Genomic DNA, 15,205 nt, shown 5'->3' on the forward strand with positions numbered 1-15,205 from the left:
ACCAAAAGCGCCTGCCCGCTCGGTCGTTACCCCTGAATCCCCCCTAAAGGCCTGGATCATGAGCAAGCAACCCTCCCTGAGCTACAAGGACGCCGGTGTAGACATCGACGCCGGTGAAGCATTGGTCGAACGCATCAAGAGCGTCGCCAAGCGCACTGCGCGCCCCGAAGTCATGGGCGGCCTGGGCGGTTTTGGCGCCCTCTGCGAAATCCCGGCCGGCTACAAGCAGCCTGTTCTAGTGTCCGGCACCGACGGCGTGGGCACCAAGCTGCGCCTGGCGCTGAACCTGAACAAGCACGACAGCATCGGCATCGACCTGGTTGCCATGTGCGTCAACGACCTGGTGGTATGCGGCGCTGAGCCGTTGTTCTTCCTGGACTACTACGCCACCGGCAAGCTCAACGTCGAGACCGCTACCCAAGTGGTTACCGGCATTGGCGCGGGTTGCGAACTGTCGGGTTGCTCCCTGGTCGGCGGCGAAACCGCTGAAATGCCAGGCATGTACGAAGGCGAAGACTACGACCTGGCCGGTTTCTGCGTTGGCGTTGTCGAGAAAGCCGACATCATCGACGGCTCCAAAGTGGCTGCCGGCGACGCCCTGCTCGCCCTGCCGTCCTCCGGCCCGCACTCCAACGGCTACTCGCTGATCCGCAAGATCATCGAAGTGTCCGGCGCCGACATCGAGAACATCCAACTCGACGGCAAGCCGCTGACCGACCTGCTGATGGCCCCGACCCGCATCTACGTCAAGCCACTGCTCAAGCTGATCAAGGACACCGGCGCGGTGAAGGCCATGGCCCACATCACCGGCGGCGGCCTGCTGGACAACATCCCGCGCGTGCTGCCAAAAGGCGCCCAGGCGATTGTCGACGTGGCCAGCTGGCAGCGTCCTGCGGTCTTCGACTGGCTGCAAGAGAAAGGCAACGTCAACGAAACCGAAATGCACCGCGTGCTCAACTGCGGCGTGGGCATGGTGATCTGCGTGGCGCAAGAGCACGTGGAAACCGCGCTGAACGTCCTGCGTGAAGCCGGCGAGCAGCCTTGGGTCATCGGTCAGATCGCCACCGCTGCCGAAGGCGCGGCCCAGGTTGAACTGAAGAACCTCAAGGCTCATTAATGTCCCAGACCTGTGATGTCGTGGTGCTGCTCTCCGGCACCGGCAGTAACTTGCAGGCCCTGATCGACAGCACGCGCACCGGCGACAGCCCGGTGCGCATCGCGGCGGTGATCTCCAACCGCAGCGACGCCTACGGCCTGCAACGCGCCAGGGACGCGGGTATCGATACCCGCTCGCTGGATCACAAGGCTTTCGAGGGCCGCGAGGCCTTCGACAGCGCCTTGATCGAACTCATCGACGCCTTCAACCCCAAACTCGTGGTACTGGCCGGTTTCATGCGCATCCTCAGCGCTGATTTCGTACGGCATTACGACGGGCGCCTGCTCAACATCCACCCTTCCCTGCTGCCCAAATACAAAGGCATGCACACCCATCAGCGCGCCCTCGACGCCGGTGACAGCGAGCATGGCTGCAGCGTGCACTTTGTGACCGAGGAACTCGATGGCGGGCCTCTGGTCGTACAGGCAGTGGTTCCGGTAGAGTCTGACGACTCGGCGCAGACACTTGCGCAACGGGTTCATACCCAGGAACACAGGATTTACCCGCTGGCTGTGCGCTGGTTTGCCGAAGGGCGGTTGATTCTCGGTGACCAGGGTGCATTATTGGACGGTCAGTTACTCGCGGCCAGCGGCCACTTGATTCGAACCTAGGAGATTTTATGCGTCGCGCCTTGCTCTTCGCTTTTGCGCTGTTCGCCTTGCCTGCCGTGCAAGCGGCAGACCTTCACCCCTTCTCCGTCAGCTACACCGCCGACTGGAAACAGTTGCCCATGAGTGGTTCGGCTGAACGCAGCCTGGCCAAGAATGGCGATGGTACCTGGACCTTGAACTTCAAGGCTTCCATGATGATCGCCAGCCTCACCGAAACCAGCGTGATCCTGTTTGACAAGGACGCCCTGCAACCGAAGAGCTACACTTTCGAGCGCGGCGGCCTGGGCAAGGCGAAGAAGATCAACCTGGACTTCGACCAGACCGCCAAGAAAGTCACCGGCTTTGAAAACAAAGACCCGGTCAACGTGCCCCTGCAAAGCGGCATGCTCGACAAGTCGACCTACCAGCTGGCATTGCAACGCGATGTGGCGGCCGGCAAGAAGAGCATGAGCTACAACGTGGTGGAAGGCACCGACGTCGACACCTACGACTTCCGCGTGATCGGCCCGGAAAAGGTCCAGACCAAAGTAGGCTCCATCGACGCAATTAAGGTCGAGCGCGTGCGTGACCCGACCCAAAGCAAGCGCATCACCCAGATGTGGTTTGCCAAGGACCAGGGCGGCATCCTGGTTGCCCTGCGCCAGGTTGAGACTGACGGCAAGGAGTACAACATCATGCTGCAGGACGGTACCGTTGACGGCAAGGCTGTCAAAGGCAACTGATTGCGCGGATGAGCTGAACGGGAGCCTCGCTGAATGCGGGGCTTTTTTTCGCCTGGTGGTTTTGCCTTGAAGCTTCTGGCGCTATCGGGGGCAAGCCCCCTCCCACCTTCGACCGCATTCTCAAGTGTGGGAGGGGCTAGTACATTTCTTCAAAGCCTGACATCAACATGAAACTTCTGTCATAAACCGCTAAAGCGGTTTACTTAGCAAGCTAACAAATCGTATAAAAAAGGCCTGCGACGACTTGCCGCAGACCCACCAGAGATTGGAGCAAGCAGATGACTGTAAAAGTAACTGAACGCGACGACGAACATATGTCCCACGAAGCCTTGGGCCATGGGATTCACATCTGGGATGTACACCAACAAGACCTGCTGGTCGGCATGTTTCACAACGAGAGCGATGCTCATAATTATAAAAACGAGCTTGAATCGCTTGAGATGAAACGCCAGGCACAAAGCTCCTGAAACACTGAAATCCCGCAGGCACCCGGCCCCACACAGCAGCTGGAGTGCCTGCAAACAAAAACCCCGCCTGTTAAGTGCGGGGTTTGTTGTTTTACAGCCTTACCACATCAGATCATCCGGGATCTGGTAGGCCGCGTATGGATCGTCCTCATCCGGCACCTGGCTTTCGGTAAGTATGTTGAGCTGCACGATACGCTCCGGTGCGCGCTCCTGGATCTTCAGCGCCGCTTCGCGCGGGATCACCTCGTAGCCGCCACCGTGGTGCACGATCGCCAGGGAGCCGTTGCTCAGCTTGTTGCGCATCAGCGTGTTGACCGACAGGCGCTTGACCTTCTTGTCATCCACGAAGTTGTAGTAGTCCTCGGTGGTCAGCTTGGGCAGGCGCGAGGTTTCGATCAATTGCTTGACCTGGGCCGTGCGGGCCTTGGCCTCGGCTTTTTCCTGCTGCTGGCGGTTCAGTTCCTGGTCGCGCTTGACCTTCTCGGCGTGCGCCGCAATGGCCAGGCGAGCCTGGGTGTCATCCGCCTCGATCTGGCCTTTGTGGACCAGGCGCTGCTGCTTCTGTTTCTCTTTGCCGACCTGTTTGGCCTGCTTTTGGTTGACCAGACCTGCTTTGAGCAACTGGTCGCGAAGGGAAAGGCTCATGGTGCTTACTCACTTAGGCAACTGCTCAACCGCAGCTGGACACATTCTTTTCCTGACGTTTGGCTTCGCCCCACAGGGCGTCCAACTCTTCGAGGGTGCAATCTTCTATGGGACGACGGGTGTCGCGCAATGCCTGTTCGATAAATCGGAAACGTCGTTCGAACTTGGCATTGGCGCCACGCAGCGCGGTTTCCGGGTCGACCTTGAGGTGACGGGCCAGGTTGACCGCCGCAAACAGCAGGTCACCGACTTCATCGGCAATGGCCACCGAGTCGTTATCGGCCATGGCTTCTAGCACTTCATCCAACTCTTCGCGCACGTTGTCCACCACCGGCAACGCCGATGGCCAGTCGAAACCAACCTGGCTGGCGCGCTTTTGCAACTTGGCGGCACGGGATAAGGACGGCAGCGCGGTGGGCACATCATCGAGCAGGGACAATTGCTCCGGCGCGTCGGATTTTTCCGCGCGCTCCTCGGCTTTGATCTGCTCCCAGCGTTCCTTGACCTGCTCTTCGCTCAACTGCGGGGTATCCAGCGGCGCGTACAGATCGCCGCTGGGAAACACGTGAGGATGGCGTCGGATCAGCTTGCGCGTGATGCTGTCGATCACTCCGGCAAATTCGAAACGCCCTTCTTCCCGCGCCAGCTGGCTGTAATACACCACCTGGAACAACAAGTCGCCCAGCTCACCTTGCAGGTGATCGAAGTCGCCGCGCTCGATGGCGTCAGCCACTTCATACGCTTCTTCCAGCGTGTGCGGGACGATGGTCGCGTAGGTTTGCTTGATGTCCCACGGGCACCCGTATTTCGGGTCCCGCAGGCGGCTCATCAAGTGCAGCAGGTCTTCCAGCGAATACATCATGGTGTGCGGTTACGCCGTGTCTCGATGATGTTCGGCAGCTGGGAAATCCGCCCCAGCAACCGGCCCAATGCGTCCAATCCCGGAATCTCGATGGTCAGGGACATCAATGCGGTGTTGTCCTCTTTGTTCGAGCGGGTGTTGACCGCCAGCACGTTGATCCGCTCGTTGAGCAGCACTTGCGACACGTCTCGCAGCAAGCCGGAACGGTCGTAGGCGCGGATAATGATGTCCACCGGGTAGGTGAGCACCGGCACCGGGCCCCAACTGACCTGGATAATCCGCTCCGGCTCGCGCCCGCCCAGTTGCAGCACCGAGGCGCAGTCCTGGCGGTGAATGCTGACGCCACGGCCTTGGGTGATGTAGCCGACGATGGCGTCGCCGGGCAACGGTTGGCAGCAACCGGCGATTTGCGTCAGCAGGTTGCCCACGCCCTGGATCTGGATATCGCCGCGCTTGCCGGGCTTATAGCCGGTGGCTTTGCGCGGGATCAGCTCAAGCTGTTCGTTGCCGCGTTCCGGCTCGACCAGTTGCTGGGCCAGGTTGACCAGTTGCGCCAGGCGCAGGTCGCCAGCCCCGAGGGCAGCAAACATGTCTTCGGCGATCTTCATGTTGGCTTTTTCGGCCAGCTTGTCGAAGTCCACCTGAGGCAGGCCCAGGCGGCCCAGTTCGCGTTCGAGCAGGGTTTTGCCGGCAGCGACGTTCTGGTCCCGCGCCTGCAACTTGAACCAATGGACGATCTTCGCCCGCGCCCGCGAGGTGGTGATGTAGCCCAGGTTCGGGTTCAGCCAGTCGCGGCTCGGCGTGCCGTGCTTGCTGGTGATGATCTCGACCTGTTCACCGGTCTGCAGGCTGTAGTTGAGCGGCACGATGCGCCCGTTGATCTTGGCGCCACGGCAGTTGTGGCCGATCTCGGTGTGCACGCGATAGGCGAAGTCCAGGGGCGTGGAGCCTTTGGGCAAGTCGATGGCGTGGCCGTCGGGGGTGAAGATGTAGACCCGGTCCGGCTCGATATCCACCCGCAGTTGTTCGGCCAGGCCGCCGATGTCGCCGAGTTCTTCGTGCCATTCCAGCACTTGGCGCAGCCAGGAGATTTTCTCTTCGTACTGGTTGGACCCGGCCTTGACGTCGGTGCCCTTGTAGCGCCAGTGCGCGCACACGCCCAGCTCTGCTTCTTCGTGCATGGCATGGGTGCGGATCTGCACTTCGAGCACCTTGCCCTCGGGGCCGATCACCGCCGTGTGCAGCGAGCGATAGCCGTTTTCCTTGGGGTTCGCGATGTAGTCGTCGAACTCCTTGGGAATGTGCCGCCACAGGGTGTGGACGATGCCCAGCGCGGTGTAGCAGTCGCGCATTTCCGGCACCAGCACGCGCACCGCACGCACGTCATAGATCTGGCTGAAGGCCAGGCCCTTGCGCTGCATTTTGCGCCAGATGGAATAGATGTGCTTGGCGCGGCCGCTGATGTCGGCGTCGACACCGGTGGCCTGCAACTCGGCGCGCAGCTGGCCCATCACGTCGCTGATAAAGCGCTCACGGTCGAGCCGCCGCTCATGCAGCAACGTGGCAATCTGTTTGTATTGATCAGGTTCCAGGTAGCGGAAGGACAAGTCCTCCAACTCCCATTTGATATGGCCGATGCCCAGGCGGTGGGCCAACGGCGCGTAGATGTCAAAGACTTCGCGGGCGACGCGGTTGCGTTTCTCGTCGTCGGCGGTTTTCACAGCACGGATTGCGCAGGTGCGTTCGGCCAGTTTGATCAGAGCGACGCGCACGTCGTCGACCATGGCGACCAGCATCTTGCGCAGGTTCTCGACCTGGCCCTGGGTGCCCAGCACCATGGACTGGCGCGGGCTGAGGCTGGCGCTGATGGCGGCCATACGCAGCACGCCGTCGATCAGTTTGGCTACCACGGCGCCGAAACGCTGGCTGACGGTCGGCAACTGGATGTGCCCTTCACGCACGCCGCGATAAAGCACGGCGGCGATCAGCGAATCTTGGTCCAGCTTGAGATCGGCAAGGATCTCGGCGATCTCCAACCCGGTGCGAAAGCTGGAAGTGCCTTCGGCCCACAGGTTCTTGGCCGCATTGTCTTGTTGCTCAGACTCGCGAGCGAACTCGCAGGCTGCTTTCAAGGCTTCACGGTCCAGTGCCGGGTCGACACTGATGGCATGATCCAGCCATGCCTCCAGGTTGATACTGCCGTCAGTGTTGATCGGCTGGTGTGCTCTCACCTGTACCATCTTGCTTACCTTCCCTACGACGCACCTTGGATGCGCCAAAAATCATGCCGACCTTTTGCTGCAAACTCCCTGGCAGATCACGGCCTTGGAGAATGCAGGCCAGTCGGATTAAACGGGCATCCTAGCCCGCTTCAAATAACGCCATGGCCTCGACATGCGCTGTCTGCGGAAACATGTCGAGGATCCCGGCACGTTTTAGCCGGTAGCCTTGCTTGACCAACTCAACCGTGTCCCGCGCCAGCGTCGCCGGGTTGCAGGACACATACACCAGGCGCTTGGCCCCCAGGGTGGCGAGCTTGCGCACAACCTCTTGGGCACCATCGCGGGGTGGATCCAAGAGTACCGCAGAAAAGCCCTGTTTGGCCCAATCTGCGTCAGTCAAAGGCTGGGACAAATCGGCCTGAAAAAACTGCGCATTATGCAAATTGTTGCTGGTAGCGTTCTGTGCGGCCCGGTCCACCATGGTCTGCACACCTTCCACCGCCACCACTTCTCGCACCTGTTTTGCCAGTGGTAGGGCAAAGTTGCCCAGCCCACAAAACAGGTCCAGCACCCGTTCATCGGGCTGCGGCGCCAGCCAGTCCAGGGCCTGGGCAACCATCGCCTCGTTGACCCCGGCGTTGACCTGGACAAAATCCCCTGGTCGATACGCCAGCGCCAGGTCCCAGGCGTCCAATCGAAACCCAAGTGACTGATCGGGCTCAACCGGTTCCGGCTGGCCTTCGCCATGCAGCCACAATTGGGCTTCATGGAAACTGCAGAATTCTTTCAGGATCAGCAGGTCCGCTTCCGACAACGGCGCCATGTGTCGCAGCAACACGGCGACGGACGAGCCACTGAACAACTCCACATGCCCCAGTGCCTGAGGCTTGCTCAGACGCCGCAGCATGTTCGGCAGACGTTGCATGATCGGTTGCAAGGCCTGTACCAGCACCGGGCAATCGTCGATGGCGACGATGTCCTGGCTGGCCACTGCGCGGAAACCCACCTCGAGTTTTTTCGCCTTGGCATCCCAGCGCACGGCCACGCGGGCACGGCGTCGGTAACCGAACTCGGGGCCGCTTAACGGCGCGGCCCACTCTTGCGGTTCGACACCGGCCACACGGGACAGTTGCTCGGCGAGCATGCGCTGTTTCAGGGCAAGTTGTTCGTTGTGGGGCAAGTGCTGCACGCTGCAACCGCCGCAGCGGCCAACGTGGGCGCACGGCGCCGGGCGGCGCAGTTCGCTGGCCTTGAACACCCGCTCGGTGCGGGCCTCGACCACTTTGCCGTGGGCGCCCAGCACCCGTGCTTCGACTTCTTCGCCAGCCAGCGCGCCATTGACGAACCAGGTGCGGCCTTCAAAGAACACGATGCCACGGCCGTCATTGGCCAAGCGCTCGATGGTCAGGCGCTGCTTCTTGCCCACGGGGATCTGTGGGGCCCGGCTGCCGCCCGTCGGTTGGAAGCGCAGGCCTCTCTCGTGCTTGGCCATCAGTTGGGTTCGTCGAAAATGCCGGTCGACAGGTAACGGTCGCCTCGGTCACAGATGATCGCGACGATCACCGCGTTTTCCACTTCCTTGGACAAACGCAACATACCGGCCACGGCGCCGCCGGAGGACACGCCGCAGAAGATGCCTTCTTCACGGGCCAGGCGGCGGGTGGTGTCTTCGGCTTCGCGCTGGGCCATGTCGATGATGCGATCCACGCGCGTGGCGTTGTAGATCTTCGGCAGATACTCTTCGGGCCAGCGGCGAATGCCAGGGATAGCCGAGCCTTCCATCGGTTGCAGGCCGACGATCTGGATCGCCGGGTTCTGCTCCTTGAGATAGCGCGAGTTGCCCATGATGGTGCCGGTGGTGCCCATGGAGCTGACGAAATGGGTAATGGTGCCTTGGGTCTGGCGCCAGATCTCCGGGCCGGTGCTGGTGTAGTGCGCCTCGGGGTTGTCCCCATTGGCGAACTGGTCCAGCACCTGGCCACGGCCTTCGGCGGCCATGCGCTCAGCAAGATCGCGAGCGCCTTCCATGCCTTCTTCCTGGGTCACCAGCACCAGCTCGGCGCCATAGGCGGTCATCGCCGCCTTGCGCTCGGCGCTGCCATTGTCGGGCATGATCAACACCATCTTGTAACCCTTGATCGCAGCGGCCATGGCCAGGGCGATCCCGGTGTTACCCGAGGTGGCTTCGATCAAGGTGTCGCCAGGCTTGATCTGCCCGCGCAATTCGGCACGGGTGATCATCGACAGCGCCGGGCGGTCCTTGACCGAGCCTGCGGGGTTGTTCCCTTCGAGCTTGAGCAACAGGGTATTGCTGGTTTCACCCGCCATGCGTTGCAAGCGGACCAGGGGCGTGTTGCCGACGCAATCGGCGATTGTAGGGTACTGCAAGGTCATGGCGTATTCGCAATCCAGACTGCGGGGCGCACATCATACCGGGAAAGGCCGGCGGGCCATATCACGCAAAGTGCGGTGCTTATGGCTTAAAGGAATAAGGTGACTGGGGGGGCCCTATCGGGGGCAAGCCCCCTCCCACCCTTGAATTGTGAATACAGTCAAATGTGGGAGGGGGCTTGCCCCCGATGGCCGCACCTCGATGAACCTGCTAGCCAAGCCGACCGTCGCCATGATTTTTATGGAAGACCTCATCCCCCATCGCCGCAATCTGACCTTCGATCAACGCTTCAAAGGGTTTGAGCAACGGCTCGAATGACAATGGCGCTTCCAATACCTGCAACGCCTGCACGATGGCTTCAATGGTCGACAAGGCCCCCGGCCCGGGTGCCTTGCGCAGCCGATAGCGCGATACACCGCCGTCGGCCAAGGTCACCCGTGGCAACGCCGCCAGTAACGGATTGAGGTGCAGCAACTTGCGCGCCTTGCGCCAGGTGCCATCGGGTACCACCAACAACAGAGGCTGCTCCCCGGGCACATAGGCTTGCAGCGGCTGCGCGTCGTCGGCGGGGAACAGCAGGCGCGCGTGATAACCCGACGGGTTCAATAATGTCGCCAAATCATCAAACACCTCACCCACCACCAACTGTGCATTGTTCAAGCCCAACGCCGCCAACCGCGCCGTGTTGAGCGCATGGTTGACCTCGCTCGGGTGCTGCAACAGCAACACGCGGGTGCGGCTGTCGAGGCTGGGGATCAGCGGGCACAGGCAATGGGTGACGGGCCTGAGGCAACGGGAACATTGGGGTCTGGACATGGTTTATCAGGCCTGGTTGAGCTGGGCTTTGAGCAAATCGCGGAAGGTCTGTATCAGCGGCTCGCGGCTGCGGCCACGGCGCATGATCATCGAGAACGGCGCCTGGTAACCAAAGGTGGCCGGTAGCAGCACGCGCAGATCGCCCTTGTCGGCCCAGGCCTGGGCGTAATGCTCCGGCAGGTAGCCGATATAGGCGCCGGAGAGCACGAGGATCAGTTGCGCCTCCATACTTTCCACCGTGGCGGCACTGTGCTTGAAACCGTGGCGCGCCAGTTCCGCCTGGCTCCAGTAGCCGCGTCCAACCATGCGTTGCTGGGTGATCACTTGTTCCGGGATGCGCCGTTCATTGAACAAAGGATGCCGCGTACTGCAATACAGCCAGTGCTGCTCGCGGTACAGCGGCATGTAGATCAGCCCGCTCATGCGATTGGAGAAGGCGCCGATGGCCAGGTCCAGGCGATTGTCCTGCACACCTAGCTGCAGCTCGTAAGGGCTCATCACCGATAAATGAAGGTGCACCGCCGGGTGTTCCAGGCTGTAGGCGCCAATCACTTCGGCGAACGGCAAGGCCTTGTCGCTGACGGTGGAGTCGAGCACGCCGAGCTTGAGGGTGCCGCGCAGCTCGCCTTTGAGTGCGGCGGCGTATTGCTCGAAGCCTTCCAGCTCGGCTAATAGACGCAGGGTTTCCTGATGGAACAACTCGCCCTTGCTGGTGAGACTGAAGCCACCACGCCCGCGATGGCACAGCACCAGGCCCAACGCCGACTCCAACTGACTCATATACGTGCTGATGGCCGACGTGGACAGGTTGAGTTCGTGCTGCGCATTGGCGAACCCCTGATGCCGCACGACACTGACGAAGATGCGCAGGAGTTTCAGGTCGGGCAAGGCGTTGGCCATGAGGTCTCCAGAGGCATACACAAAATCCTGTGGGAGGGGGCTTGCCCCCGATAGCGCCGGGTCAGCTGCGTATTTGCTTGCTGATCCACTGCTATCGGGGGCAAGCTGAACTGGTCAAGTAATCTTGGACACCGATTACGGTTCACGCCGCCAACCTTTCCTTCATGACCGGCGACCGGTAGTCGTTGTAGCTGTGAGGCCTGCTGATGTTGTAGCGAGAGACATAGCGCTGCACGTCTGCTCGGGCCTCATGTTCCAGTTTGTAGCCCGTTTCAGGCACCCACTCTGATTTCAAACTGCCAAAGAAACGCTCCATCGGGGCGTTATCCCAGCACTCGCCTTTACGGCTCATGCTTTGCCTAAAACCCTGTTTGAGCAGCTCGTTTCGAAACTTATGACTGGTGTACTGACAACCTTGGTCAGAATGAAACAACACATTCTGGGGATGGCTGCGTAGCTCAACCGCCATGCGTAGCGCTTCGCAGGTCAGGTTGGCATCAGAAATCATCGAGAACGACCAGCCCACGATCCTGCGAGCGTACAAATCCAGAACGGCGGCGAAGTACATCCACCGCTTGCCGACCTTGATGTAAGTCACGTCGCCACACCACACCTGATTAACCGCCGTCACATCAAATTTCCGCTTGAGCACGTGTGGCGCCACTAAGGCCTCCACGCCCGGCGATTTGTACTTATGGCGCCTGCGCTGACGACTAGCGATGCCAGCTTCGCGCATCAAACTGCGAGCCATATAACGTCCGATACGATGCCCTTTGGCTTGTAGCTCCTTGGACAATGTACGTGCGCCGGCCGACTCTCTGGACGCCTTGTGGTGCCTGACCAGCGCGGCCTTGAGCTTGTCCCGTTCAGGATTTGCTCTGCCTTGGCGCTGGCGCCAAGCGTAGAAACTACTGCGGTTGACCCCGAACGCCCGGCAACACCTTTTAACGCCGTACTGCTCGTCCAGCTCATCGATCAACGTGAATGATCTTTGGCGTCCAAAAGCAGGAGAGCACTGGCCTTTTTTAGGATTTCGATATCCAGGTCTTTCTCTCTGAGCAGAGCTTTGAGCCTCTGGATTTCTCGTTGATCAGCGGTAATCGCCTTGGCCCCTACGGGAGTCGAGCCCAAGCGTTCTTTTTGCACTTGATCGACCCAGCGACGCAGCGCTGTGGGGCCGATATCCAGGCTGGCACAGACTTCGGTAACTGGCTGACCTTCATCCAACACCATGCTGGCGGCCTTGAGCTTGAACTCACTCGAATAAGATTTACGCATATCCAAACACCTCAAATTTGGGCGCTATCATAGCGCCCGATTGAAGTGTCCAAAATCATTAGGCCAGTTCAAGCCCCCTCCCACATTTGAACGCAGTTTACCCCAGGCATTAGTTTAGAAAAATCTGAACTAAGTATTTGCCCCTGCCGATTCTTCCCGCCACGGGCTTTTCGCAGAATCGGCCCCTAATAAACAAAACAACGATGAGGCAATCCCGTGGACAAGATTTTCCACCAACCACTGGGCGGCAACGAAATGCCGCGCTTCGCCGGCATCGCCACCATGATGCGTCTTCCCCACCTGCAATCGGCCAAGGGCCTGGACGCCGCCTTTGTCGGCGTGCCCCTGGACATCGGCACCTCGCTGCGTGCCGGCACCCGCTTCGGGCCGCGTGAGATCCGCGCCGAGTCGGTGATGATCCGCCCGTACAACATGGCCACCGGCGCCGCACCGTTCGACTCGCTGTCGGTGGCCGATATCGGCGACGTGGCGATCAACACCTTCAACCTGCTCGACGCCGTGCGCATCATCGAAGAAGCCTACGACGAGATCCTCGAACACAACGTGGTCCCCATGACCCTGGGCGGTGACCACACTATCACCCTGCCGATCCTGCGGGCGATCCACAAGAAACACGGCAAAGTCGGGCTCGTGCACATCGATGCCCACGCTGACGTCAACGACCATATGTTCGGCGAGAAAATCGCCCACGGCACCACCTTCCGCCGCGCCGTGGAAGAAGGCCTGCTCGATTGCGACCGCGTGGTGCAGATTGGCCTGCGCGCTCAGGGCTACACCGCCGAAGACTTCAACTGGAGCCGCAAACAGGGTTTCCGTGTGGTCCAGGCTGAAGAATGCTGGCATCACTCCCTCGCGCCATTGATGGCCGAAGTGCGTGAGAAAGTCGGTGGCGGCCCGGTTTACCTGAGCTTCGACATCGACGGCATCGACCCGGCGTGGGCACCCGGCACCGGTACCCCGGAAATCGGCGGGCTGACCACCATCCAGGCGATCGAGATCATCCGGGGCTGCCAGGGCCTCGACCTGATTGGTTGTGATCTGGTAGAAGTTTCACCGCCCTATGACACCACCGGCAACACCTCACTGCTCGGCGCCAACCTGCTGTACGAGATGCTCTGCGTACTGCCCGGCGTGGCGCATCGCTGATGAGCACGCAAGCGGTGTTGCAAGCCGCCGCCGAGCTGGTGGCGGCCTTCGCCCGCAATGATCGCGCCGCCTATTTCGGCGCGTTCACGGCCGACGCCAGTTTTGTGTTCTACACCCTCCCCCAGCCGCTGCTCAGTCGCGATGCCTACCAGGCGTTGTGGGACAGCTGGCGCGCGGACGAGGGATTCGAGGTGCTGTCGTGTACGTCGAGTAATGCCTTTGTCAGCCTGCAGGGTGACGTGGCGATATTTGTGCATGACGTGGCCACCGAGCTGCGCATGAACGGGGAGCAATTCTCTAGCCAGGAACGCGAGACCATTGTCTTCAAAAGGCAAGGGCTACGCACAGAACAACAAGAAGGCCTGTGGCTGGCCTGTCACGAACATTTGTCCGCTGTGCCGGAAGGGCTGCCGCCCCCTTAGCCAATGTGATCGGAGCTGATCATGAATAATAAAAACAACCAAAACAGTATTCGCAAGATTGAAACCAACGGGGTCGAACAGATCCCCGACCACGAGCGTACCGCCAGCCCCAAGGATCTGTTCCGCCTGATCTTCGGCGGTGCCAACACCTTTGCCACTGCCGTACTGGGCTCGTTCCCGGTGCTGTTTGGCTTGTCGTTCCAGGCCGGTGTCTGGGCGATTGTGCTGGGCGTGCTGGTGGGTGCTGTGATCCTGGCGCCCATGGGCCTGTTCGGGCCGATCAATGGCACTAACAACGCCGTGTCTTCCGGGGCGCACTTTGGCGTGCACGGGCGGATTGTCGGTTCGTTTTTGTCATTGCTGACGGCGATTGCCTTCTTCTCACTGTCGGTGTGGAGTTCAGGCGATGCGTTGGTAGGTGGTGCGAAACGTCTGATAGGCCTGCCGGAAACTGACCTGACCCTGGGCTTGGCCTATGGCCTGTTCGCCCTGCTCGTCCTGACGGTGTGCATCTACGGTTTTCGTTTCATGCTGTGGGTCAATCGCATTGCGGTGTGGGCGGCCAGCCTGCTGTTTTTGCTGGGGATCTTCGCGTTCGCGCCAGCCTTCGACAGCCACTTCGCGGGCAGCGTCGCCATGGGCCAGACCGGCTTCTGGGCGGCGTTTATCGGCGCAGCGCTGGTAGCCATGAGCAACCCGATTTCCTTCGGCGCATTCCTCGGCGACTGGTCGCGCTACATTCCACGTGAGACGCCAAAAATGCGCATCATGCTGGCGGTGGTCGCGGCTCAGATCGCCACCCTGATCCCGTTCCTGTTCGGCCTGGCCACCGCGACCATCGTGGCGATCAAGGCACCGGACTATATCGCGGCCAACAACTACGTCGGCGGCTTGCTGGCGGTGGCGCCGACCTGGTTCTTCCTGCCGGTGTGCCTGATCGCGGTGATCGGCGGCATGTCCACCGGCACGACCTCGCTGTATGGCACGGGGCTGGACATGTCCAGCGTGTTCCCGCGCTTGCTCTCACGGGTCAAGGCGACGTTGCTGATTGGGGTGATGTCGATTGCCTTCATCTTTATCGGACGTTTCGCCGCCAACCTGGTGCAGAGCGTGTCGACCTTCGCCGTGCTGATCATCACCTGCACCACACCGTGGATGGTGATGATGATCATCGGCCTGATCGTGCGTCGCGGTTTCTACTGCCCGGATGACCTGCAAGTGTTCACCCGCGGTGAAACCGGCGGGCGCTACTGGTTCAGCCATGGCTGGAACTGGCGCGGGCTGGGGGCATGGATTCCGAGTGCGCTGGTGGGGCTGTGCTTCGTCAATTTGCCAGGGCAGTTTGTGGGGCCGCTGGGCAATTTGGCGCAGGGCATTGATATCAGCTTGCCGGTGACGTTGGGGTTGGCGTCGGTGGTGTACCTGACGTTGCTGCGGCTGTTTCCGGAACCGGCGGCCGTCTATGGCCCCTCGCCACAGCAAGCGCCCTCGCCGCTGCAAGCTCCTTCTGCACTGCAAGTGCCTTCAGCACAATAAAAAATAATC

General features: G+C 60.8%; 16 protein-coding genes. 7 read left to right on the plus strand and 9 right to left on the minus strand.

Features of this window, described 5'->3' with window-relative positions; translation table 11 throughout:
• Positions 1-58 precede the first annotated feature (58 nt).
• From purM to AB3G88_RS19870, 4 genes are all read left to right on the plus strand, one after another.
• Positions 59-1,117 carry a phosphoribosylformylglycinamidine cyclo-ligase gene (gene purM, locus AB3G88_RS19855; RefSeq protein ID WP_017527563.1) on the plus strand — a complete coding sequence of 353 codons (1,059 nt, stop codon included), beginning with the start codon at positions 59-61 and terminating at the stop codon, positions 1,115-1,117.
• Complete coding sequence (gene purN / locus AB3G88_RS19860) at positions 1,117-1,767, plus strand: phosphoribosylglycinamide formyltransferase (protein WP_099584070.1); 651 nt, start codon at positions 1,117-1,119, stop codon at positions 1,765-1,767. Before purM ends, purN begins: the two co-directional genes overlap by 1 nt.
• An 8-nt stretch (positions 1,768-1,775) precedes the next feature.
• Complete coding sequence (locus AB3G88_RS19865) at positions 1,776-2,489, plus strand: DUF3108 domain-containing protein (RefSeq protein WP_112196394.1); 714 nt, start codon at positions 1,776-1,778, stop codon at positions 2,487-2,489.
• A 278-nt stretch (positions 2,490-2,767) separates the two neighbouring features.
• Positions 2,768-2,956, plus strand: a complete 189-nt coding sequence (locus tag AB3G88_RS19870) for a hypothetical protein (protein WP_003175379.1) — start codon at positions 2,768-2,770, stop codon at positions 2,954-2,956.
• Between the two features lie 99 nt (positions 2,957-3,055).
• On the opposite strand, the gene AB3G88_RS19875 is transcribed toward AB3G88_RS19870, so the two are convergent.
• The 9 genes from AB3G88_RS19875 to AB3G88_RS19915 form a co-directional block, all read right to left on the minus strand.
• On the minus strand, positions 3,056-3,601 hold the full coding sequence (locus tag AB3G88_RS19875; RefSeq protein ID WP_099584068.1) for a DUF2058 domain-containing protein: 546 nt from the start codon (positions 3,599-3,601) through the stop codon (positions 3,056-3,058).
• 25 nt (positions 3,602-3,626) lie between these two features.
• The gene (gene mazG, locus AB3G88_RS19880) at positions 3,627-4,460 is read right to left on the minus strand and encodes a nucleoside triphosphate pyrophosphohydrolase (protein WP_099584067.1); all 834 of its coding nucleotides are present in this window, start codon (positions 4,458-4,460) and stop codon (positions 3,627-3,629) included.
• A complete protein-coding gene (gene relA, locus AB3G88_RS19885; protein WP_099584066.1) occupies positions 4,460-6,703 on the minus strand; it encodes a GTP diphosphokinase in 2,244 nt (747 codons plus the stop codon). Before relA ends, mazG begins: the two co-directional genes overlap by 1 nt.
• Before the next feature lie 121 nt (positions 6,704-6,824).
• Positions 6,825-8,177: a 23S rRNA (uracil(1939)-C(5))-methyltransferase RlmD gene (gene rlmD, locus AB3G88_RS19890; RefSeq protein WP_191959154.1), complete on the minus strand. Its 1,353-nt coding sequence runs from the start codon at positions 8,175-8,177 to the stop codon at positions 6,825-6,827.
• A complete protein-coding gene (cysM, locus tag AB3G88_RS19895) occupies positions 8,177-9,079 on the minus strand; it encodes a cysteine synthase CysM (protein ID WP_099584064.1) in 903 nt (300 codons plus the stop codon). The genes rlmD and cysM overlap by 1 nt, the downstream gene beginning before the upstream one ends.
• Before the next feature lie 208 nt (positions 9,080-9,287).
• Positions 9,288-9,893 carry a tRNA-uridine aminocarboxypropyltransferase gene (locus AB3G88_RS19900; RefSeq protein ID WP_480451294.1) on the minus strand — a complete coding sequence of 202 codons (606 nt, stop codon included), beginning with the start codon at positions 9,891-9,893 and terminating at the stop codon, positions 9,288-9,290.
• 6 nt (positions 9,894-9,899) lie between these two features.
• Positions 9,900-10,793: a LysR family transcriptional regulator gene (locus tag AB3G88_RS19905; protein WP_003175387.1), complete on the minus strand. Its 894-nt coding sequence runs from the start codon at positions 10,791-10,793 to the stop codon at positions 9,900-9,902.
• Positions 10,794-10,935: 142 nt separating this feature from the next.
• Complete coding sequence (locus AB3G88_RS19910; RefSeq protein ID WP_400530991.1) at positions 10,936-11,772, minus strand: IS3 family transposase; 837 nt, start codon at positions 11,770-11,772, stop codon at positions 10,936-10,938.
• Positions 11,769-12,071, minus strand: coding sequence for a transposase (locus AB3G88_RS19915; RefSeq protein ID WP_014717988.1), 303 nt, complete (start codon positions 12,069-12,071; stop codon positions 11,769-11,771). The genes AB3G88_RS19910 and AB3G88_RS19915 overlap by 4 nt, the downstream gene beginning before the upstream one ends.
• A gap of 216 nt (positions 12,072-12,287) precedes the next feature.
• Between AB3G88_RS19915 and speB the strand changes: the two genes are divergently transcribed.
• Genes speB through AB3G88_RS19930 form a run of 3 tightly spaced genes read left to right on the plus strand, consistent with a single transcriptional unit; the run spans position 12,288 to position 15,196 of the window.
• The gene (speB, locus tag AB3G88_RS19920; RefSeq protein WP_083357426.1) at positions 12,288-13,238 is read left to right on the plus strand and encodes an agmatinase; all 951 of its coding nucleotides are present in this window, start codon (positions 12,288-12,290) and stop codon (positions 13,236-13,238) included.
• On the plus strand, positions 13,238-13,660 hold the full coding sequence (locus tag AB3G88_RS19925) for a YybH family protein (RefSeq protein ID WP_158876918.1): 423 nt from the start codon (positions 13,238-13,240) through the stop codon (positions 13,658-13,660). Before speB ends, AB3G88_RS19925 begins: the two co-directional genes overlap by 1 nt.
• Before the next feature lie 21 nt (positions 13,661-13,681).
• Positions 13,682-15,196 (plus strand): purine-cytosine permease family protein, encoded by a 1,515-nt coding sequence (locus AB3G88_RS19930; RefSeq protein WP_112196399.1) that lies wholly within the window; start codon positions 13,682-13,684, stop codon positions 15,194-15,196.
• Positions 15,197-15,205 lie beyond the last annotated feature (9 nt).

It is taken from the genome of Pseudomonas arvensis, assembly GCF_056688935.1.

Bases quoted from the DNA above. Each gene is read 5' to 3' on its own strand.
- purM (WP_017527563.1), top strand. From the start codon at position 59: ATGAGCAAGCAACCCTCCCTGAGCTACAAGGACGCCGGTGTAGACATC.
- purN (WP_099584070.1), top strand. From the start codon at position 1,117: ATGTCCCAGACCTGTGATGTCGTGGTGCTGCTCTCCGGCACCGGCAGT.
- AB3G88_RS19865 (WP_112196394.1), top strand. From the start codon at position 1,776: ATGCGTCGCGCCTTGCTCTTCGCTTTTGCGCTGTTCGCCTTGCCTGCC.
- AB3G88_RS19870 (WP_003175379.1), top strand. From the start codon at position 2,768: ATGACTGTAAAAGTAACTGAACGCGACGACGAACATATGTCCCACGAA.
- AB3G88_RS19875 (WP_099584068.1), bottom strand. From the start codon at position 3,601: ATGAGCCTTTCCCTTCGCGACCAGTTGCTCAAAGCAGGTCTGGTCAAC.
- mazG (WP_099584067.1), bottom strand. From the start codon at position 4,460: ATGTATTCGCTGGAAGACCTGCTGCACTTGATGAGCCGCCTGCGGGAC.
- relA (WP_099584066.1), bottom strand. From the start codon at position 6,703: ATGGTACAGGTGAGAGCACACCAGCCGATCAACACTGACGGCAGTATC.
- rlmD (WP_191959154.1), bottom strand. From the start codon at position 8,177: ATGGCCAAGCACGAGAGAGGCCTGCGCTTCCAACCGACGGGCGGCAGC.
- cysM (WP_099584064.1), bottom strand. From the start codon at position 9,079: ATGACCTTGCAGTACCCTACAATCGCCGATTGCGTCGGCAACACGCCC.
- AB3G88_RS19900 (WP_480451294.1), bottom strand. From the start codon at position 9,893: ATGTCCAGACCCCAATGTTCCCGTTGCCTCAGGCCCGTCACCCATTGC.
- AB3G88_RS19905 (WP_003175387.1), bottom strand. From the start codon at position 10,793: ATGGCCAACGCCTTGCCCGACCTGAAACTCCTGCGCATCTTCGTCAGT.
- AB3G88_RS19915 (WP_014717988.1), bottom strand. From the start codon at position 12,071: ATGCGTAAATCTTATTCGAGTGAGTTCAAGCTCAAGGCCGCCAGCATG.
- AB3G88_RS19925 (WP_158876918.1), top strand. From the start codon at position 13,238: ATGAGCACGCAAGCGGTGTTGCAAGCCGCCGCCGAGCTGGTGGCGGCC.
- AB3G88_RS19930 (WP_112196399.1), top strand. From the start codon at position 13,682: ATGAATAATAAAAACAACCAAAACAGTATTCGCAAGATTGAAACCAAC.